Below are 19073 nucleotides of genomic sequence, written 5' to 3' on the forward strand. Positions count from 1 at the left end.
CTGTCGTTCCCGGCTCAGCGGCTCAGCGGCTCAGCGGAAGACGATGGTGCGGTGGCCGTCCAGCAGCACGCGGTGCTCGGCGTGCCACCGGACGGCGCGCGCCAGGGCGCGTCGCTCGACGTCCTGCCCGAGCGCCATGAGGTCCTCGACGCGCTTGGAGTGGTCCACCCGCTCGACGTCCTGCTCGATGATCGGGCCCTCGTCGAGGTCGCCCGTCACGTAGTGCGCCGTCGCACCGATGAGCTTGACACCTCGGTCGTGCGCCTGCGCGTAGGGGCGGGCGCCCTTGAAGCTGGGCAGGAACGAGTGGTGGATGTTGATCACCCGCCCGGCGAGGGTGCGGCACAGCTCGTCGGACAGGATCTGCATGTAGCGGGCCAGCACGACCAGCTCGGCGCCGGTCTCCTCCACGAGCTCCAGCAGTCGCGCCTCGGCTGCAGCCTTGCTGGCCCGGGTGACCGGCACGTGGTGGAACGGGATGCCGTAGAACGCGGCGACGTCCGCGAGGGCCGTGTGGTTGGAGACGACGGCGACGATGTCGACGGGCAGGCCCTCGGACTGCTGCCGGAACAGCAGGTCGTGGAGGCAGTGCGCCGCGGTCGACACCATGACGACGGTCCGGATCCGCCGACCGGCGACGTCCAGGTCCCACGTCATGTCGAAGCGCTCGGCGAGCTCGTCGAGCGCGCCGCGCAGGTCGGCCTCGGGCGCGGAGGCCTCGACCTGCACCCGCATGAAGAACAGTCCGCTGAGCGGGTCACCGAACTGCTGCGACTCGGTGATGTTGCCGCCGTGCGCCGCGAGCATCCCGGCGACGGCCGCGACGATCCCCGGGCGGTCCGGGCACGACAGGCTCAGCACCCAGTGGGTGGGCTGGTCCTGCGCCGGGGCGGGCAGGGCGTCGTCGGGCGTCGTCACGGTTCGTGAGGGTACTCGCGCACCCCCGACGGCGCGGTCGTGTCCGCGGCTGCGGGGGCAGCGGCGTCTCGTCAGCGGAACGGCGGTCGCCGCGGACGCGCCGCGGGTGCCACGATGAGGCCCATGAGCGTGGACGTGACGATCCGGCCCGTGACCGACGACGACGCGGGCGAGCTGCTCACCCTGCGCCGGGCGGCCTTCGTCACCGAGGCGCAGACGTACGGGGACCCGAACATCCCGCCGCTGACGCAGACGCTCGAGGAGCTCCGCGCCGACCTCGGGGCGCCGGGCATCGTGACGCTGGGCGCGTGGGACGGGCACCGGCTCGTCGGATCCGTCCGCGTCCAGCTCGAGCCGGGCAAGGCGACCCTCGGCAGGCTCGCCGTGGCGCCGGACCTGCAGGGGCAGGGCATCGGCACGCAGATGCTGCTGGCGATCCCGCCCCACCTGCCCGAGGACACCAGCGAGCTGTGGGTCTTCACCGGGCGCGACTCGGTGCAGAACCTCGCGCTGTACCAGAAGCACGGCTACACCCACCAGCACGACGAGACGGCGGGATCACTCACGTACGCGTACCTGCGCAAGATCCTCGGGGACGGCGACGTGGAGGACGACCGCGGCGCCTGACCGGGACCGCTTCGCCTCGGCGTCGAGTGCGTGGATGCCGCCACCGTTGAGGACGTGGCGCGAGCGGCGGGCCGCTGTGCGGACCGCTCCGACCCTGTGACCGGTCGACCGAGGTCGGGTGCGGGTTGCTACCCTGGCCCGGTCGCGACTGGCGCAGGTGGGTCACCATCAGGGAGCGGCACAGCACAGCAGACTCCGGGTCGTTCGCCTGGGCCGCGGGTCACCCACACGAGGTGTGCGTGCCCGGACGTGCCGGGACCACCACGCGCACTGCTGATGCGAGGAGAGACATGAGCGCCGACGACGTCATGAACCAGCCGCTCGCCGAGCTGGACCCGGAGATCGCCGCCGTCCTGGACGGGGAGCTCCTGCGCCAGCAGGAGACGCTCGAGATGATCGCGAGCGAGAACTTCGTCCCGCGGGCCGTGCTGCAGGCGCAGGGCTCCGTGCTGACGAACAAGTACGCCGAGGGATACCCGGGCAAGCGCTACTACGGCGGGTGCGAGCAGGTCGACATCGCGGAGGACCTGGCGCGTGAGCGGGCCAAGACGCTCTTCGGGGCCGCGCACGCGAACGTCCAGCCGCACTCGGGCGCGCAGGCCAACGCCGCCGTGCTGCATGCGCTGGCCAACGCCGGTGACACGATCCTCGGCCTGGAGCTCGCCCACGGCGGTCACCTCACCCACGGCATGAAGCTCAACTTCTCCGGCAAGCTCTACGAGGTCGCCGCGTACGGCGTGGACCCGGGCACGCACCTGGTCGACATGGACGTGGTGCGGCAGAAGGCCCTGGAGGCCCGCCCGCGGGTCATCATCGCCGGCTGGTCGGCCTACCCGCGGCAGCTCGACTTCGCAGCGTTCGCGGACATCGCCCGTGAGGTCGGCGCCGCGCTGTGGGTCGACATGGCGCACTTCTCCGGCCTCGTCGCCGCGGGCCTGCACCCCAGCCCCGTGCCGCACGCCGACGTCGTCTCCTCGACCGTGCACAAGACGCTCGGCGGTCCGCGCGCGGGCTTCATCCTCAGCACCGAGGAGCTGGCCAGGAAGATCGACTCGGCGGTGTTCCCGGGTCAGCAGGGCGGCCCGCTCATGCACGTCATCGCGGCCAAGGCCGTCGCGTTCAAGGTGGCCGCGACCGAGGGCTTCCGTGAGCGTCAGCAGCGCACGCTCGACGGCGCGCGCCTGCTCGCCGAGCGGCTGTCCCGGCCCGACGTCGCCGCGGCGGGCGTGTCGGTCCTGACCGGCGGCACGGACGTGCACCTGGCCCTCGTGGACCTGCGCAGCTCGGCGCTGGACGGCCAGCAGGCCGAGGACCTCCTGCACACCGCGGGCATCACCGTGAACCGCAACGCCGTGCCGTTCGACCCGCGGCCGCCGCGGGTGACGTCCGGCCTGCGCATCGGCACCCCGGCGCTGGCGACCCGCGGGTTCGGCGAGGCGGAGTTCGAGGAGGTCGCGGACATCATCGCGACCGCCCTGGTCGACGGCACCTCCGCCGACGTGGAGGCGCTGCGCGCCCGCGTGCGCAAGCTCACCGACGGCTTCCCGCTCTACCCGGGCCTGCAGCAGTGACGACGGACGCCACCGCGAACGAGGGCGCCGGCCTGACCGACGGCGCCGCGCGCGTGGCCACGGACGACGCCCTGCCCACCGGGGCGGTCGGCGCCGCGGAGACGGCGAGCCCGACCGGCGAGGCGCAGGTCCTCGACGGCAAGGCGACCGCCGCAACGATCAAGGCCGAGCTCGCCGAGCGCGTCGCACGGCTCGGCGAGCACGGGATCGTGCCGGGCCTCGGGACCGTGCTCGTCGGGGACGACCCCGGTTCGCAGGCGTACGTCGCGGGCAAGCACCGCGACTGCGCGGAGGTGGGCATCGCCTCGATCCGCGAGGACCTGCCCGCGACGGCCACGCAGGCCGCCGTCGAGGCGGCGATCGACCGGCTCAACGCCGACCCGGCGTGCACCGGCTACATCGTCCAGCTGCCGCTGCCCAAAGGCGTGGACGTCAACGCGGTGCTCGAGCGGATCGACCCGCGCAAGGACGCCGACGGCCTGCACCCCACGAACCTCGGCCAGCTGGTGCTGCGGGTCAACGAGCCGGTCCACTCGCCGCTGCCGTGCACCCCGCGGGGCATCCTCGAGCTGCTCGGCAGGTACGGGATCGGCGTCAACGGTGCGCACGTGGTCGTGCTCGGGCGGGGGACCACGGTCGGCCGGTCGATCGGCCTGCTCCTGACGCGCCGCGAGCACAACGCGACGGTGACGCTGACCCACACCGGCACGCGCGACCTCATCGCGCACCTGCGCACGGCCGACGTCGTCGTCGCGGCAGCCGGCGTGCCCGGGATCGTGCGGGCGGAGGACATCAAGCCGGGCGCGGTCGTGCTCGACGTCGGTGTCTCGCGGACCGAGGACCCGGACACGGGCAGGGCGCGTCTGGTCGGCGACGTCGACCCGGGCGTGCGGACGGTGGCCGGCTGGATCTCGCCGAACCCGGGCGGGGTCGGTCCGATGACCCGGGCGATGCTCCTCGCGAACGTCGTCGACGCGGCGGAGGCGGCTGCGGGCCTCCGCTGAGGTGACGGGGCGGTCCGGGCGGCGCGTCAGGGGCCGAGCAGCGCGTCGATGTCCGGCAGCTGCTGGAAACGGCTGAAGGTCCCTGCGTCGGCGATCTCCTGGGCCGCCTGGAGGAAGCCGGCCCATGCGGTGCGCGCCAGCGTGCCGCCGACGCTGATCCGCCGGACCCCCAGCTCCGCAGCCTCGGCGACGGTGATGAACGGCGCGTTGATCAGGAGGTTCACCGGCTTCGGTGCCACGGCGGCGACGATGGTCCGGATCTGGTCGACCGTCCCGATCCGCGGCGCGTAGAGGCAGTCCGCTCCCACTTCCGCGTAGGCGCGCAGACGGCGGACCGTCTCCTCGAGGTCAGGGCGGCCCACGACGAAGCCCTCGGACCGGCCCGTCAGGACGATGCCGGTGCCGCCGGCGTCGATCGCCTCGCGGGCCGCGCGGATGCGCTCCACGGCGAGATCGATGTCGTGGAGGGGCTCGGCCGGGTCGCCCGTCGCGTCCTCGATCGAGAGGCCGGCGATCCCGGTGGCCGCGGCGAGGCGCACATGGGTGGCGACCTGCTCGGGCTCGACCGCGTACCCACCCTCGAAGTCCGCGTTCACCGGCACGTCCACCGCGGCAGCGACGGATCGCAGGTGGTCGAGCACCGGCTCCAGGTCGACGTGGCTGTCCTGCCGGCCCACCGTCCACGCACAGCCCGCGCTCGTCGTCGCCAGCGCCGCGAAGCCGAGCCCCTGCAGGGCCCGTGCGCTCCCGACGTCCCACGGGTTCGGCATCACGAAGCAGCCCGACTCGTGCAGGCGGTGGAACTCGGCGACCCGGTCGTCCTGCGTGCTCATGGCCCCACCTCACGGTCGACACCGGCGGACGCTCACCATGATGCTCCTCCGGTCGTCCGTCCGTCCGGTCGCTCGGTACGGGCGGGCGCGGGTGTGGGCGAGAATCGTGCGGTGCTGACGATCGCCACCGTGAACGTGAACGGGATCCGCGCCGCCTTCAAGCGCGGGATGGGGGAGTGGCTGGCCGAGCGCCGGCCGGACGTCCTCCTGCTGCAGGAGGTCCGCGCGCCCGACGAGATGCTCGCCGAGTTCCTCCCTCAGCACGAGTGGGACCTCGCGCACGCGGAGTCCACGGCCAGGGGCCGGTCCGGCGTCGCGATCGCGTCGCGCCTGCCGATGCGGGGCATCCGCATCGGCCTGGACCACGGCGTCGGGACGAACTCCGGTCGCTGGGTCGAGGCGGACCTCGGGCTGCCGGACGGCGGCACGCTCACCGTGGTCTCGACCTACATCCACTCCGGCACGCTGGGAACGCCGTCCATGGACGAGAAGTACGCGTTCCTGGAGCTCATCAGCACGCGCATGACGGAGCTGCGCTCAGCCGGTGCGCTCGCCGTCGTCGCCGGGGACGTCAACATCGCCCACCGCGAGGTGGACATCAAAAACTGGAAGGGCAACGTCAAGGCCGCCGGCTTCCTGCCCGAGGAGCGCGCCTACCTCGACCGCTGGTTCGACAGCGGCTGGGTCGACCTCGGCCGGCACCTCGGCGGGGACGGCCCCGGCCCGTACACCTGGTGGTCGTGGCGCGGGAAGGCCTTCGACAACGACTCCGGCTGGCGCATCGACTACCAGATCGCGACGTCGCCGCTGGCCGAGCGGGCGCAGAAGGTGGAGGTCGATCGGGCGCCGTCGTACGACCGGCGGTTCTCCGACCACGCGCCGCTGGTCGTCACCTACGACCTCTGACCACCGTAGGTCCGCCGGTCACGCCTCACGGCGTCGCCCGCCGTACTTCTGGTGCACCGCCTGCCGGCTGACACCGAGGACCGCCGCGATCGCCGCCCAGGAGACGCCACGGTTCCGGGCCCGGCGGACGATCACCGCCTCCTTCTGGTCCACCTCGCGTCGGAGCCGCGCCACCGCACGCAGCGCGCGCAGCGGGTCCTCGTCCTCGGACTGGGCCACGAGTGCGCCCATCGGGTCCTCCTCCGTCGATCCGTCCGCCATGGCGTCAATGATGGTTGACATCAGCACGGCGCGTCAACCCCAGTTGACGTCGTCGGTGCTTCGCCGGGAGCGAAGGCTCAGGCGGACGGCTCGGCGCCGGGACGGGGCAGCTCCGTGAGGTACCGCAGCGGCGAGAGGACCACCGGCAGGGACCCGAGGGTCATCCCGATCGCCGAGATCCACAGCGACGTGGTGACGCCGACGGCGGTGCCCAGCCATCCCCCGAGCAGGCCGCCGATCGGCATGGTGCCCCACACGATGAATCGCACCGAGGCGTTCATCCGCCCCAGCAGGGCCGGCGGGCAGAGCCGCTGACGGAAGCTGACCTGCGCGACGTTGTAGACGACGACCCAGAAGCTGAAGCCGAAGCCGGCGACCACGAGGACCGCCGCAGCGGGCACGACGTCGGCGAGGACTGCGGCGAGCGGGTTGAGCACGAACGTCAGACCGCCGGCCACCGCGGAGACCGGGATGACCCGCGCCTCACCGATCCACCGCGCCATCCGTTCCGCCGCGACCGCCCCGAGCAGGCCGCCGGCCGCGGACAGCGAGAACACGAGGCCGAGCGCCGCCGCGTCCAGCCCCAGGACACGCAGCGCGTAGATCACCATGAGCGCCCCGCCGATGGAGCCGGCGAGGTTGCTCAGCGACGTGCACGCCACCATCCGCCGCAGCAGCGGCTGGCGCACGACGAACTGCAGCCCCTCCGCGATCTCCGTGCGCAGCGGCCGCCGGTCCTCGCGCCTCGGCAGGGTCTCCTCGTGCCGGATGCGACCGAGGAAGGCGGCCGAGAGGAGATAGGTCCCCACCGTCGTCGCGATGAGCGCCGGAGCGCTGATGACCCGGAGCAGAGCACCTCCCACCGCCGGCGCCACGACCATCGCGACGGACTGCGTCGCCTGGAGCTTCGCGTTGCCCTCGACGACGTGGTCGAGGCCGACGAGCCCCGGCACGTAGCTCTGGTGCGCGACGTCGAAGAACACCGTCGCCCCGCTGATCACCAGGGCCGCGGCGATGAGCAGCGGGATGGAGACCGACCCGGTGGCCGCGGCCGCGACGACGACGGCCAGCGCGGCAGCCCGCACGACGTCCGCCACGACGAGCGTGCGTCGCTTGCGCATCCGGTCGACCCACGCCCCGGCCGGCAGCCCGATGACGAGGAACGCCGCGGTCTCCGCCGCGGTGAGTGCACCCATCTGCCACGGCGTCGCCTGGAGGGCCGTCACCGCGTAGATCGGCAGGACGAGCCCGGTGAGCTGGGCGCCGAACTGGCCGAACGCGTCGCCGGCCCAGAGCTGACGGAAGTCACGGTGGAACGCGAGGGACGAGCGGCGCCGGGCGGTCCGCGGGGGAGTGGTGCTCACAGCGTGAGCCTGGCCATCCGATTGGGAAAAGTCAATCGGTCTAGGCTTCGGGCATGCCGCACGACGAGCCGAGCACGTCCGACGACCGCGCCTCCGAGGCGGACGCGCGCGCTCTGGGATCCGTCCTGCGGATGCGCATCCTCCGGCTCTGCCTGGACGAGGCCCTGACGAACAAGGAGATCGCGGGCCGCCTGGGCAAGGACCCCGGGACGACCTACCACCACGTCCGCACCCTCGCCGAGCGCGGGTTCCTGGCGCCCCAGGAGGAGCGCCGCGGGGCACGTGGCGCGCGCGAGGTCCCGTACCTGGCCACCAGGAGGTCGTGGCGCGCGCCGCAGGTGCCCGGCCATTACCAGGTGCTCGTCGACGCGTTCCTCGAGGAGCTCGCCGAGGCACCGCCGTCGTCGGTGGTGGCCGCCCGCCTGGGCGTGCGCCTGTCCGCCGACGCCTGGGAGCGCGCCATGACGCGCGTCAGCGAGGTGCTCCAGGAGCTGGCCGACCTCCCGCCCGACCCCGACGGCGTCCCGTTCTCGCTCTTCTTCGCCGCCCACGAGGACATCCGCCGGCGCCGCGCCGACGGCGCCTGACCGCCGCCGTCGCTCGTGGGGACGTGGCGCCCGCCCTGCAGCCCGTCGGTTCCCCACCGGACCGCACGGCACGGCGCGTGCAGGTGTCAGTGCGCCGTGCCGCGCAGCGCGGCGATCGGCTCGATCCGCGCGGCGCGGAACGCCGGGTAGGCGCCGGCGAGCAGGCCGATGACGACGCCCAGCGCTGCCGCGCCCACCACCGCACCGGTGTCCAGGATCGGCGTCCACTGCTTGGCCACCGACACCCCCACCACGACCATGACGCCCAGCGACGCGCCGATCAGGCCCCCGAGCAGCCCGATGACCCCGGACTCCGTGAGGAACTGCGCCACGATGTCGCGGGTCCGGGCGCCGAGCGCCCGCCGCAGGCCGATCTCGCCGAGCCGCTCGCGCACCGACAGCAGCGTGACGTTCGCGATGCCCAGCGCGCCGACGAGAAGCGCCACGGCGCCCAGCGCCAGGAAGATCGCGTTGACGTCCGCCTGGACGTTCTCGCGGACCGGCGGGGGCGGTGGCGGCACCTGGACGCTCACCGCCTCGGGGTTGTTCGGCTCCAGCGCGGACGGTCCCTGCTCCGCGATGACCGGTCCGGCGCCGACGGCGATCCGCACGTGCGCCTGGTCCAGCCCGCTGACGCGGAAGTCCGCCCTGGCCGTGCCCACCGGCAGGAACACCGCGTCCAGCAGGTCCGAGCGGCGCTGGACGCCGTCGACCACGCCGATCACCGCGTACGGGCGGTCCCCGATGAAGATCGCCGGCTGCCGGTCCACCCGCAGGACGCCGAGCCGTTGCGCCGCTCGCGCCCCGAGCACGACCACGCGGTCGGCCCGCACGTCGTGGCCGGCGTCGAACCACCGTCCCGTGACGACGCGCCCGTCGACCGCCCGCAGGAGGCCCGGCGTGGCCGCCACCACCGCGGGCGGGGCGAACGCCTGGGCCGAGGGGTCGTTGACCGGCTGCGCCGTCACCTCGAGGTCGCCGGTGTCGACCGGGCCGAGCGCACCGACCAGCTCCACGCCGGCGATGCGACCGAGACGGTCCTCCACGTCCCAGGGGATCCGGCCGATCGTCCGCTCGCCGCTCGCGGTCCGTGCGCTCGCCGGCTCGACGACGACACGGGTGGCGGCGACCGCGTCGAACTGCCGGCTGATCTGGCCCGCCGCCGTCTGGGCCAGGCCCGTCGTCACGACGAGGGAGCCGATGCCGAGCACGGTGCCGACGATCGTCAGCAGCAGGCGTCCCGGACGCGCACCGATGCCGTGCGCGGCCTCGGCGAGGAGGTCGGCGGGGCCGAAGCGGTCGCGCGCGGGCGGGGGAGGGACGAGCCGCGGTGACCGGCCCCCACCGGCTCGCCGGGCGCGGACGGTGCCGGGCAGCCGTGGCCGGAGCCCCCGCAGCCGACCGGTCCGCGCGGCACGCTCGTCCGCCGCGGCCTGCTCGGCCGCGGCCGCCGACAGGTCGGCGAGCCCCCCGCCGTCCGGTCGGGTGGAGGGCGGCGTCGCGGTGGGCAGCGTCACGACACCTCCCGCAGGGTGCCGTCGGCGATCCTGACCCGGCGCCGCGCGCGGACGGAGACCTCGTCGTCGTGGGTGATCACGACGAGCGTCAGCCCGTCGCGGTGGAGCTCGTCGAACAGGTCCAGCACGCCGGCCGAGTTCGCGGAGTCCAGGTTGCCCGTGGGCTCGTCCGCCAGCAGCACCCGCGGCGTGGCCACGACGGCCCGTGCGACGGCGACCCGCTGGCGCTCACCTCCGGAGAGCACGGGAGGCAGGAAGTCCAGGCGGTGGCTCATGCCCACCCGGTCCAGCGCCTCCAGGGCGCGCGTCCTGCGCTCGGCGCGCGGGACGGCGCTGTAGAGCGTCGCGAGCAGCACGTTGTCCAGGGCGGATCGGTGCGGCAGGAGGTGGAAGGACTGGAAGACGAACCCGATCCGGCCACCGCGCAGGGCTGACCGGTCCGCCTCGGAGAGCTCGCGGGTCGGGGTCCCGTCGAGGAGGTAGTCGCCCGACGTCGGCCGGTCCAGCAGACCGAGGATGTGCAGGAGCGTCGACTTGCCGGAGCCCGAGGGCCCGACGACGGAGACGTAGTCCCCGCGGCGTACCACCAGGTCCACGTCCCGCAACGCCTCGACGGGCGGTGTCCCCGGGAACGTCCGCCCGACGGAGCGCAGCGCGAGCACCTCGCGGACGTCGTCCGCGAGGTGCTCGGCCGTGCGCGCGACGTCGCCCGGACCGGACCCGACCCCCTGCGGCGGGTCCTGCCGGAGCATCGTCACGCCTCGTCCTCCGGGGCGTCCTCCCCGGAGGTGTCCTCGTCCGCGTCGGCTCCCGCCGCCGCGACGCCCACCGACACGCGGTCGCCCTGCTCGAGCGCGCCGTCCACCGCGCTGACCTCGACGTAGCCGCCCGCGGCCAGTCCCGTCCGGACGACGACGACCTCGCTCGACCCGTCGTCGGCGACCACCTCCACGCGCGCCTCCCCGGCGGCACCCGTGTCGAGCGCCGCGATCGGCACGGCGAGCACGTCGCCGGCGGTCGACCCGACGGGCACGGTGATGCGCACGTTCGCCCCCTGGATCGTGAGCCGCTGGTCCTCGGTGAGCTCGCCGGGCACGACGACGACGCGCGTCCGGCTGCGCTCCTGCGCCGCGCCGGCGTCGTCGCCGCCCTCCTCGCCACCACCCGCCGCGGGCGTGAGGTCCTCACCGCCGATCTGCGCCACGGTGCCCGGCACCTCGGCGCCGTCGGGCAGCTGGATGACGGCCGGTGCGTCGACGGTGAGCAGGGCAGCGTCGGCGGCCGGGACCGTGCCCACGACCTGGAGCGTCGCACCCGAGACGCTCATCACCGGGGACCCGCCCACCGTGGACCCGCGGCGCACCTCGACGCCGTCGACCCGCCTCGGCAGCGCGTCGAGGTAGACCACCTCCCCGGCGGGCAGCGGCGTCATCGCGTCCGTCAGCGCGTCGGCGAGGTCGGACTGCGCGTCGCCGACGGCACGCTCGGCGGCCTGCACCGCGGAGCGCTCCGTTGCGGTGTCCGGGGCGACCTGCCCCTCGGCGCGCGCGGCGATCGCGACCGCGAGCGTGCCCTCGGCGTCGATCACGGCCCCGCGGTCGCACGGCACCTCCGGTGCCGGTGTCGCGCACGCGGCACGGGCGGTCTCGAGCCGGTACTGCGCGCTGTCGACGTCGGCCTGGAGCCGGACCTGCTCGGACCGCGGCCCGCCGGCCTGGGCACGCGCGAGGTCCGCCCTGGCCTGCGTCAGCTGGTCCTGGGTGGCCCGCACACCCTCCCGGGCGGACTCGACCGCTGCGGCGACGTCGTCCCCGGCCGTCGGAGCCGGGTAGCCGACCCGAGCGTAGAGGGCCTCGACCCCGGCAGCTGCGCGCGCGTCGTAGACGGGGGAGGCGACGTCCCCCGCGTCGATCCCGAGCGCCGCGAGGGCCTCCTTGAGCTGCACCACGTCCGGTCCGGACACACCGGCGCGGAGGGTGCGGTAGACGGGGAGCTGTCCGGCGAGGGCGACGACCGGGCGGCCGGCCACCTCGAGCAGGACGTCCCCCGCCGCGATGGTGGCGCCGGGCTCGGGGACCTGGCCCGTCACGACGGCCGGGCCGCCGAGGTCTCCCGTCTCCAGCACCACCTGCACCGGGTCCTCGTAGAGGACGTCACCGCGCAGCACGACGTCGTTCGTCAACGAGCGCATCTCCACGGGGACGGTGATGAGGCCCGCGTCGGGCGGCGACGCCGCGGCGGCGGCCTCCGCGGGGGACTGGACCATGCGGCCCAGGCCCAGGCCGGCGCCCAGGCTCACCACCGCGGTCACGGCGAGGACCGCGATCGTGCGGGTCGAGCGGTCCATCAGGAGCGCGCCGCCTCGACGGACTCCGCCCAGGCGTCGAGCTCGGCGCGGTGCGTGTCGACGAATGTCTGCTGGTACTCGTTGGTGACCTCCACCTGCACCTCGTCGAACTCGATCTCCTCCCGGCAGTCGAAGTCCGCGACAGCGGTGGCGATCTCCTTCCCCGTCAGCGCGGCGGTGCGTTCCTGCACCTCGGCGTCCAGCGCCTCGTAGTCGGCGTCCTCCCCGGCGCCCTCGAACACCTCCTCGTAGATGGCGTTCTGCTCCTCCATGACGGCGTTCTGGGCGTCCTCCATGGCCGCGAGCCCCGGGTACCCGGCGTCGGCCATGCAGTCGGACCACCGTGACGTGAGCGCCGTGATCCGCTCGTCCGCGGAGATCTGGGCCCACAGCCCCTCCATCTCCTCCTGGAGCGCGGTCATCTCCTCGCCGCCGAGGCCGTACTTCTCCTCGATCGCGTGCTGGGAGCTGCCCTGGCAGCCGGCCGTGGTCCAGTCGTACTCCCACTCCTCCTCGGCGCCCTCCTCGGGCCCGGTCTGGTCCCCGTACAGGGCGACGTAGTAGGCGTCGCGCTCGCCCTCCGTCATCGCGTCGACGTAGGCCTGGTTCGGGTCCACCCAGGCCTCCTCGTAGATGCGCTCGAAGTACGCGTCCAGCGGTCCGGTGCCGAGGGCCGCCTCGCCGTCGTCCTCTCCGGTGCTCGCCCCGGCACCCCCGCCGCAGGCGGCCAGCACGAGGACGAGCGCACCGGCCGCGGCCGGGACGGCGAGTGCTCGGTGGCGGTCTCCGGCGCTCGACGTGCGTCGGGTCATGGAACGTGTCATGGTGCTGATTCCCCCTGTGTGACCGGCTGCTGGCGCGACCCTAGCGGCCGGTCGAGGCGCCGCAGATCATCCTCGGGGATGAGATCGATCTCGAACCGACGAGGCGTGCGTGCACCTCACCCGATCGGAGCAGTCAGCGCAGCCAGGCGAGGAAGACGGTCCGGCCGGAGACCTTGGTGACCTCCAGGCGCACCCGGCACGGCGCCTCGCCGCCGTCTCCGCGCAGGACCGGCAGGACGAAGTCGCGCTCGATGACCGTGCCCCGGCCCGCGACCTGGTGCCGCGTGAACGCGGCCACGTGGGCGTCCCGCAGCCGCGGCGGGACGAGCGAGACGACCCGCCGCCCCTCGAGCTCGGCCGGCTCCCACCCGAACCGCGCGGCGGCGGACCCGCTGACGGCGAGGACCCGGTCGTGGTCGTCGACGGCGACGACGGGCGCGGTCGACAGGCGCACGACGGCGGCGTCCCAGTCCGGCGCGGGGACCGCCTCACGGACGCGGCGACCATGGGGACGGGCGGCGTCGTCGTCGGCGAGGACCTCCGGCCAGGCGCGCGGGGTGCCGCCGCGCGCCTGCGCGATGATCTGCTCGCAGCGCCAGTCGCGCAGCGCCACGACCTCCCGCAGCGCCGGACGGATGAGCAGCTGGCCGCCGGCGGCACGCCACTCGGCCTCCTCCAGCGTGCGGAGCAGCTGGACGAGCCGGTCGGGGAGGTCGTCCTCCAGCGGGACCGGCACGGTGACCGTCTCGATCCCGGGCAGGGCGGGGCGCGCTCGTGGACCTGTGAGCTCGGCGGCGATCCTGCGCTGCTCGTGGACCTCGTGCTCGACGGCCCGGTCGATCTCGCTGTGCGCGGTCATCGCGGCGTCGAACCAGTCCCAGGCGTCGAACGCCTCGGGCAGCCGCTCGCCGTGGAAGAGCGCCATCTCACGCAGCGCTGCCTCCTCGTGCCGGCGCGCCGCCTCCCACAGGGCCACGGGGAGGTCCAGCAGGAGCGCCGCCCGCGCGGAGGGCCCGCCGCCCTGCGCGACCGTGGGCAGCGCCGAGGTGGCGTCGGCCCCGCCCGCCTGGGTCGGCACGGTGCGCAGCGTGAACCACACGCGCTTGCCGGCGGCGGTCGGCTCCGCGCCCACCTGGGACGCGAGCCGGCTGACCACCGCCAGACCGCGGCCCGTGGTCGCCGTGCTGCCGTAGTCGCGCAGCACCGGCAGCGACGCGTCGTCGTCGTCGACGCTGACGCGGACCTCGCCGTCGGCCACCTCGACGAGGAGGCCCAGGTCCGTGCGCGCGTGCAGCACGGCGTTGGTGACGAGCTCGCTGGTCGCCAGGGCGGCGTCGTCGACGAGGTCCTCGTCGAGGCCGTGCGCCTCGAGGGTGGCGGTGACGAAGCGTCGGGCGGCACCGACGCTGCTCCCGTGCGGGGGGAGGCGGACGTGGGCGCGGTCGCCCTCGACCTGCCTCGTCCCCACCTCGGTCCTCCCCGCCGTCCGGCGACCTCGGGCTCACGCCGTCCCCGGCCGACGTGAGCCGAGTCTAGTGATCGGCTCCGACGGCCTCCCGACCATACGCCCCGGCGGGTCGGCGTCGGCCCAGCGCACGACGACGGCCCCCCGCGGGAGCGAGGGGCCGTCGGCTGCCCGCAGGCACCGCGTGAGCGGCGTCGCGGCGAGGGGGGGTGGAGCTCAGCGCAGCGTGCCGCCGTCGCGCTCGGTGTCGATCTCCTCGTGGCGCACCTGGTCCGAGACGGTCTCCTCGGTGGTCACCGTCTCGGTGCCGAGGCGGACGCGCTCGGTCGGCACGGTCTCCTTGTGGACGACCGGCCGCTCCTCGTGCAGGACGATCTCGTGCTCGTTCTCGGTGATCTCCGGGCCGTCGACGGCGCGGTCACGGTTGGCCTCGGTGATCGGCTCGCGCTCGAGCCGGACCTCCTCGCGGGTGACCGGCACGGTCTGGGTGACGTTCTCCGTCACCACGTGCTTGCGCAGGCGGACGCGGCCCGTCTCGACGCGCTCCTTGTCGACGTCGAGGCGCTCCTCGGAGAGAGTCATCGCGTCGTCGACGTCGTCGCCGTGGCGGGCGGTCTTCGAGTAGTCGACCCCGGTGTCCGTGCCGGTGTCGGCCACGTAGCCCGTGTCGGTCCCAGCGGTGGTGTAGTCAACGCCGTAGTAGCGGTAGAGCTCCGCCTCCTCGGCCTCGCTGAGGTGCTGGTCCGCGTCGACGTTCGGCGCGTCCTTCACCTTCTCCTTGGAGTACGGCACGGTGATCTCGCCGTCGCGGAGGTCCGCGCCGTCGACGGGGACGAAGGTCTCCTTGGTGCCGAAGAGACCGGTCTGGACGGTGACCCAGGCCGGCTGGCCCGAGACGTCGTCGAAGTAGACCTGTCCGACCTTGCCGATCTTGTCGCCGTCGGTGCCGCGGACGGTGGAGCCGATGGCCTGCTGAACCTGCTCGGTGGTGATCACGGGTGACCTCCTGGGTCGTGGTGTGGTGACGCGAGTACGGGAATCGCCGGAGGTCCGGGAGGCCCGGACCGGCGTCGTCCGTTGCTCCATGCGAACACCGCAGGAAAGGCCCCGCAAATGCAGCCCTAGATCACCATGTGAAGAGTTCGTGACGGAGATCAGTATTCCCTCGGAGGGCATATCGTCTGGCATTTCTCAAAGCGGGCTGAATGCACCCAGGGGTATGTGACCGTTGCTGTTTCCGCAGGTCAGGGGGCCAGGCGCGCAGCGTCTGTCTCCCCGCGTGCGATCACGACCACGAGGCCGCACAATCCCCGGACCCCCCGCGAGGTCGCCGGGCGCAGAAATGTCCTCTCCCCTCCCGCGCGGCGGCGTCGCACAGCCTGCGGCCGCTCCGCCGAGCGGCGTCCGGGAGGCGTCAGGCCGAGCGTCCCGCCGCCGCCTCCGCCGTCGCGACGAGGAACGCCGGCGCCGCCAGGCCGGCCTCGGAGAAGGCCCGCGCCACGGACGCCGTCACCCCGTCGACGTCCGCCGTGCGGACCAGCGCGACCGCAGAGCCGCCGAACCCGCCCCCCACCATCCGGCCGCCCAGGGCGCCCGCGGCGATCGCGGCCTCGACCGCGAGGTCGAGCTCGCGGACGCTCACCTCGTAGTCGTCCCGCAGGGAGGCGTGGGCCTCCGTGAGCACCGGGCCCACCTCCTCCACCTCGTCCGCGTCCAGCAGCCGTTCGACGAGCTCGACGCGGCGGGTGTCGGTGACGACGTGGCGCACCCGGCGGCGGATCACGGCCACGTCGGTCCCGCCGGGCAGCGTCTCGCCCAGGCGGTCGAGGGCCGCGTCGAGGTCGTCCACCTCGCGCAGCGTCGCGATGCCGAGCGCGTCGGCCGCCTCACGGCACTGGGCCCGCCGGGCGGCGTACTGGCCGTCGGCGAGCTGGTGCGGCGCTCGCGTGTCGACGACGAGCAGCGCGAGACCGTGGGCGGCGAGGTCGAGCGGGATGTGCCGGGTCGACCCGTCACGGTTGTCCAGCAGCAGCGCGTGGCCGGCCGTGCACCGCAGGGACGCCGCCTGGTCCATGCCGCCCGTCGGTGCGCCCGCGATCTCGTTCTCGGCCCGGATGCACGCGGCCGCCAGCTGCGCACGACCCGCGTCGCCGCCGCCGAGCCCGAGGCCGTGGACGTCGTCGAGCGCGACGGCGACCGCGCACTCCAGCGCGGCGGAGGACGACAGGCCCGCGCCGTACGGCACGCAGGAGTCGACGACGGCGTCGAAGCCGGCCACCTCGTGCCCGGCCTCACGCAGCGCCCACGCGACCCCGACGGCGTACGCGGCCCAGCCCTGCACCGAGCCCGGTGCGACGTCGCCGATCCGACCCTCCCAGGTCCCCGCCTCCTGCGCGGAGGCGAGCCGCACGAGGTCCCGGTCCGCCGCCGCGCCCTCGTCCGCGGGGCGGCCGGCACGGGACGCGAGGGCGACGTACGTCCGGTGCGGCAGGGCGATCGGCAGGCACAGCCCGCCGTTGTAGTCGGTGTGCTCGCCGATGACGTTGACGCGCCCGGGGGCGGACCACACGCCGTCGGGCTCGCCGCCGAACCGCTCGCGGAACGCCGCCGCGGCCCGTGCGGCGCCCTCGGCCTGGCTCCACGCGGGCAGCATCTCGACCGCCGGCCGGTGGGTGGGCTCGTGCGTCGGCTCGTGCGTCGGCTCGGTGCTCATCGGGCGTCCTCGCTGTCGTGGTGGGCGGCGGCGTCGTCGGCTCTGCGCGGCGTCGTGGGCGGTCGGACGGGGCCGAGCTCCTGCAGCCGGGCCGCCACCCGCTCGGGAGTCGTGTCGCTGATCCAGGCGGCCATCCCCGACTCCACCCCGGCGAGGTACTTGAGCTTGCCCGGGGCGCGCAGCACGGACAGCACCTGCAGGTGCAGGCGACCCAGGTCCCGACCCTCGCCGACGACGGCCTGGTGCCACCCCGCGATGTACGGCAGGGGGATCGGGGCGCCGGTCGTGGGGTCGACGAAGAAGCGGTCCAGGCGCCGCAGCAGCTCCAGGAGGACGACGGCGAGGTCGTCGCGCTCGGCGTCGGTGAGCGCAGGCAGGTCGGGGACGTCGCGATGCGGTGCGAGGTGCACCTCGACGGGCCAGCGCGCGGCGGCGGGGACGTACGCGGTCCAGTGCTCGGACTCCAGGACGACGCGCGTACCGGCCCGGCGCTCGGCGTCGAGGACGTCACGCAGCAGGTGGCCGCCCGTGCGCTCACGGTGCTCGGCGGCGCGGCGCAGCATCGCCTCGGTGCGCGGGGTGACGAACGGGAACGCGTAGATCTGCCCGTGGGGGTGCGGCAGCGTCACGCCGATCTCCCGCCCGCGGTTCTCGAAGCAGAAGACCTGCTCGATGCCGGGCAGTGCGGAGAGCGCGCGGGTGCGGTCGGCCCACGCCTCGACGATCGTCCGGACCCGCCGCGGGGTGAGGTCGGTGAAGGACTGCTCGTGGTGGGAGGAGAAGCAGACGACCTCGCACCGGCCTGCCGCCGGACGGGCCTGCCACAGCGGCTCGTCGTCGACCTGCCAGGTGTGGTCCACCGCGACCCCGGGCAGCTGCATGAGGGCGGGGAACCGGTTCTCGAAGACGACGACGTCGTAGTCCGTGTCCGGCACCTCCCCGTCGCTGTAGGCGCCACCGGACGCAGCCGGCCGCGCGGGGCACAGGGGGCACGAGTCCGCGGCGGGCAGGTGCGTGCGGTTCATGCGGTGCGACGCCATGGGGATCCAGTCCCCGGTGAGCGGGTCCCTGCGCATCTCCGGTCCCCTCACGGCCCGCTCGGTGCCGTCCTCGCCGACCACGGGCGCGAACCGGTCCGGCAGGGGGCGGGGGTCGTCGAGCCGGCGGGTCGCCGCACCGGAGACGTACGGCTCGGAGTCGTCGAAGTAGAGGAGGTCGCGGCCGTCCGCGAGCCGGGTGGCGGTGCGGCGGACGGCGGGTCCGGGCGTCGGGCGGTCCTCGTCCGTCGGGGCGCTCACGGGTGGGGTGCTCCGTTCGTGTGCGTGGGGGCGAGCACGAGGGTGCCGACGGCGTCGCGGAGGGCGTCCGCCGCGTCGGGCGCGAGGGCGTCGTCGGTCACGAGGACGTCCACGGCGCCGAGGTCCGCGATGCGGCTCAGGGCCACGGTGCCGTTCTTCGAGTGGTCGGCGACGACCACGACCTGCCCGGCGCTCGCGATGAGCGCCCGGTCGGTCTCGGCCTCGAGGAGGTTCGGGGTGGTGAGCCCCGCGTCGACGTCGAAGCCGTGGACGCCGAGCAGGAGGACGTCGACGCGGAGGGCCTCGAGCGCGCGCGTCGCCACGGGGCCCACGAGCGCGTCCGACGGCGTCCGGGTGCCGCCGACGAGGACCACCGTGAGTCCGTGGTCGTCCGGCAGGTGCAGCGCCTCCGCCGCGGGCAGGGAGTTCGTGACGACGGTGAGCGGTCGCCGTGCCGGGTCCTGCGCGATGAGGCCGGCCACGAGCGCCGTCGTCGTCCCGGCGGAGAGGGCGACGGCGCTGCCCGGGGCGACGTGGGCGAGGGCGGCGCGCGCGACGGCGGCCTTCTCGGCAGCGGCGAGGTCCCGCTTGGCCTGGAAGCCCGGCTCGTGCGCGGCGTGGCGGGCGTCGACGGCGCCGCCGTGCACGCGCTGCACCAGCCCACGGCGCACGAGCTCGGAGATGTCGCGCCGGACCGTCATGTCGGAGACGTCGAGGCTCGTGACGAGGTCGGCGACGCGGACCGCACCCTGGGTGCGGATCCGCTGGAGGATCAGGTCCTGCCGCTGCTGTGCGAGCACCCGAACATCGTTCACCATGAACGAACAGAAGGCAACAC

General features: G+C 74.4%; 18 protein-coding genes. 5 read left to right on the forward strand and 13 right to left on the reverse strand.

The genetic code is table 11. The features are described 5' to 3' along the window. Positions 1-30: 30 nt before the first annotated feature. Complete coding sequence (gene purU, locus LG379_RS03155; RefSeq protein ID WP_225753116.1) at positions 31-918, reverse strand: formyltetrahydrofolate deformylase; 888 nt, start codon at positions 916-918, stop codon at positions 31-33. Between the two features lie 114 nt (positions 919-1032). On the opposite strand from purU, the gene LG379_RS03160 reads away from it, so the two are divergent. From LG379_RS03160 to LG379_RS03170, 3 genes are all read left to right on the forward strand, one after another. Next, on the forward strand, positions 1033-1545 hold the full coding sequence (locus tag LG379_RS03160) for a GNAT family N-acetyltransferase (RefSeq protein ID WP_370634415.1): 513 nt from the start codon (positions 1033-1035) through the stop codon (positions 1543-1545). A 290-nt stretch (positions 1546-1835) separates the two neighbouring features. Then, positions 1836-3116 (forward strand): serine hydroxymethyltransferase, encoded by a 1281-nt coding sequence (gene glyA, locus LG379_RS03165; RefSeq protein WP_304522417.1) that lies wholly within the window; start codon positions 1836-1838, stop codon positions 3114-3116. Positions 3117-3187: 71 nt separating this feature from the next. Further along, positions 3188-4120, forward strand: a complete 933-nt coding sequence (locus LG379_RS03170) for a bifunctional methylenetetrahydrofolate dehydrogenase/methenyltetrahydrofolate cyclohydrolase (RefSeq protein ID WP_225753350.1) — start codon at positions 3188-3190, stop codon at positions 4118-4120. A gap of 26 nt (positions 4121-4146) precedes the next feature. Here LG379_RS03170 and LG379_RS03175 read toward each other — a convergent pair whose 3' ends face one another. Next, positions 4147-4953, reverse strand: coding sequence for an oxaloacetate decarboxylase (locus tag LG379_RS03175; RefSeq protein WP_225753118.1), 807 nt, complete (start codon positions 4951-4953; stop codon positions 4147-4149). Positions 4954-5064: 111 nt separating this feature from the next. Here LG379_RS03175 and LG379_RS03180 point away from each other — a divergent pair, with 111 nt between their 5' ends. Then, the gene (locus tag LG379_RS03180; protein ID WP_225753119.1) at positions 5065-5859 is read left to right on the forward strand and encodes an exodeoxyribonuclease III; all 795 of its coding nucleotides are present in this window, start codon (positions 5065-5067) and stop codon (positions 5857-5859) included. Positions 5860-5877: 18 nt separating this feature from the next. On the opposite strand, the gene LG379_RS03185 is transcribed toward LG379_RS03180, so the two are convergent. Both LG379_RS03185 and LG379_RS03190 read right to left on the reverse strand, forming a co-directional pair. Next, positions 5878-6090 (reverse strand): hypothetical protein, encoded by a 213-nt coding sequence (locus tag LG379_RS03185; protein WP_225753351.1) that lies wholly within the window; start codon positions 6088-6090, stop codon positions 5878-5880. Between the two features lie 107 nt (positions 6091-6197). Further along, the gene (locus LG379_RS03190) at positions 6198-7484 is read right to left on the reverse strand and encodes an MFS transporter (RefSeq protein ID WP_225753120.1); all 1287 of its coding nucleotides are present in this window, start codon (positions 7482-7484) and stop codon (positions 6198-6200) included. Between the two features lie 53 nt (positions 7485-7537). On the opposite strand from LG379_RS03190, the gene LG379_RS03195 reads away from it, so the two are divergent. Further along, positions 7538-8071 (forward strand): transcriptional regulator, encoded by a 534-nt coding sequence (locus LG379_RS03195; RefSeq protein ID WP_225753121.1) that lies wholly within the window; start codon positions 7538-7540, stop codon positions 8069-8071. Positions 8072-8157: 86 nt separating this feature from the next. On the opposite strand, the gene LG379_RS03200 is transcribed toward LG379_RS03195, so the two are convergent. The 9 genes from LG379_RS03200 to LG379_RS03240 all read right to left on the reverse strand — a co-directional run bounded on the left by LG379_RS03200 (position 8158) and on the right by LG379_RS03240 (position 19053). Beyond that, entirely contained in the window at positions 8158-9588 is a 1431-nt protein-coding gene (locus LG379_RS03200; RefSeq protein ID WP_225753122.1) for an ABC transporter permease, read from the reverse strand. Beyond that, a complete protein-coding gene (locus LG379_RS03205; protein WP_370634426.1) occupies positions 9585-10340 on the reverse strand; it encodes an ABC transporter ATP-binding protein in 756 nt (251 codons plus the stop codon). The genes LG379_RS03200 and LG379_RS03205 overlap by 4 nt, the downstream gene beginning before the upstream one ends. A gap of 2 nt (positions 10341-10342) precedes the next feature. Further along, complete coding sequence (locus LG379_RS03210) at positions 10343-11935, reverse strand: hypothetical protein (protein WP_225753124.1); 1593 nt, start codon at positions 11933-11935, stop codon at positions 10343-10345. Continuing rightward, positions 11935-12747, reverse strand: coding sequence for a hypothetical protein (locus tag LG379_RS03215; protein WP_225753125.1), 813 nt, complete (start codon positions 12745-12747; stop codon positions 11935-11937). Before LG379_RS03215 ends, LG379_RS03210 begins: the two co-directional genes overlap by 1 nt. A 145-nt stretch (positions 12748-12892) precedes the next feature. Beyond that, on the reverse strand, positions 12893-14227 hold the full coding sequence (locus LG379_RS03220; protein ID WP_225753126.1) for an ATP-binding protein: 1335 nt from the start codon (positions 14225-14227) through the stop codon (positions 12893-12895). 213 nt (positions 14228-14440) lie between these two features. Further along, positions 14441-15220: a DUF2382 domain-containing protein gene (locus LG379_RS03225; protein ID WP_225753127.1), complete on the reverse strand. Its 780-nt coding sequence runs from the start codon at positions 15218-15220 to the stop codon at positions 14441-14443. A 418-nt stretch (positions 15221-15638) separates the two neighbouring features. Then, the gene (gene galK / locus LG379_RS03230) at positions 15639-16937 is read right to left on the reverse strand and encodes a galactokinase (protein WP_225753128.1); all 1299 of its coding nucleotides are present in this window, start codon (positions 16935-16937) and stop codon (positions 15639-15641) included. Further along, the gene (galT, locus tag LG379_RS03235) at positions 16934-18235 is read right to left on the reverse strand and encodes a galactose-1-phosphate uridylyltransferase (protein WP_225753129.1); all 1302 of its coding nucleotides are present in this window, start codon (positions 18233-18235) and stop codon (positions 16934-16936) included. Before galT ends, galK begins: the two co-directional genes overlap by 4 nt. Further along, positions 18232-19053: a DeoR/GlpR family DNA-binding transcription regulator gene (locus tag LG379_RS03240; RefSeq protein ID WP_225753130.1), complete on the reverse strand. Its 822-nt coding sequence runs from the start codon at positions 19051-19053 to the stop codon at positions 18232-18234. Before LG379_RS03240 ends, galT begins: the two co-directional genes overlap by 4 nt. Positions 19054-19073 lie beyond the last annotated feature (20 nt).

Source organism: Actinotalea sp. Marseille-Q4924 (assembly GCF_916618755.1).
Lineage (GTDB): Bacteria > Actinomycetota > Actinomycetes > Actinomycetales > Cellulomonadaceae > Actinotalea.

Bases quoted from the DNA above. Each gene is read 5' to 3' on its own strand.
- LG379_RS03195 (WP_225753121.1), top strand. From the start codon at position 7,538: ATGCCGCACGACGAGCCGAGCACGTCCGACGACCGCGCCTCCGAGGCG.
- LG379_RS03240 (WP_225753130.1), bottom strand. From the start codon at position 19,053: ATGGTGAACGATGTTCGGGTGCTCGCACAGCAGCGGCAGGACCTGATC.
- LG379_RS03185 (WP_225753351.1), bottom strand. From the start codon at position 6,090: ATGGGCGCACTCGTGGCCCAGTCCGAGGACGAGGACCCGCTGCGCGCG.
- LG379_RS03210 (WP_225753124.1), bottom strand. From the start codon at position 11,935: ATGGACCGCTCGACCCGCACGATCGCGGTCCTCGCCGTGACCGCGGTG.
- LG379_RS03205 (WP_370634426.1), bottom strand. From the start codon at position 10,340: ATGCTCCGGCAGGACCCGCCGCAGGGGGTCGGGTCCGGTCCGGGCGAC.
- glyA (WP_304522417.1), top strand. From the start codon at position 1,836: ATGAGCGCCGACGACGTCATGAACCAGCCGCTCGCCGAGCTGGACCCG.
- LG379_RS03215 (WP_225753125.1), bottom strand. From the start codon at position 12,747: ATGACCCGACGCACGTCGAGCGCCGGAGACCGCCACCGAGCACTCGCC.
- galK (WP_225753128.1), bottom strand. From the start codon at position 16,937: ATGAGCACCGAGCCGACGCACGAGCCGACGCACGAGCCCACCCACCGG.
- LG379_RS03160 (WP_370634415.1), top strand. From the start codon at position 1,033: ATGAGGCCCATGAGCGTGGACGTGACGATCCGGCCCGTGACCGACGAC.
- LG379_RS03175 (WP_225753118.1), bottom strand. From the start codon at position 4,953: ATGAGCACGCAGGACGACCGGGTCGCCGAGTTCCACCGCCTGCACGAG.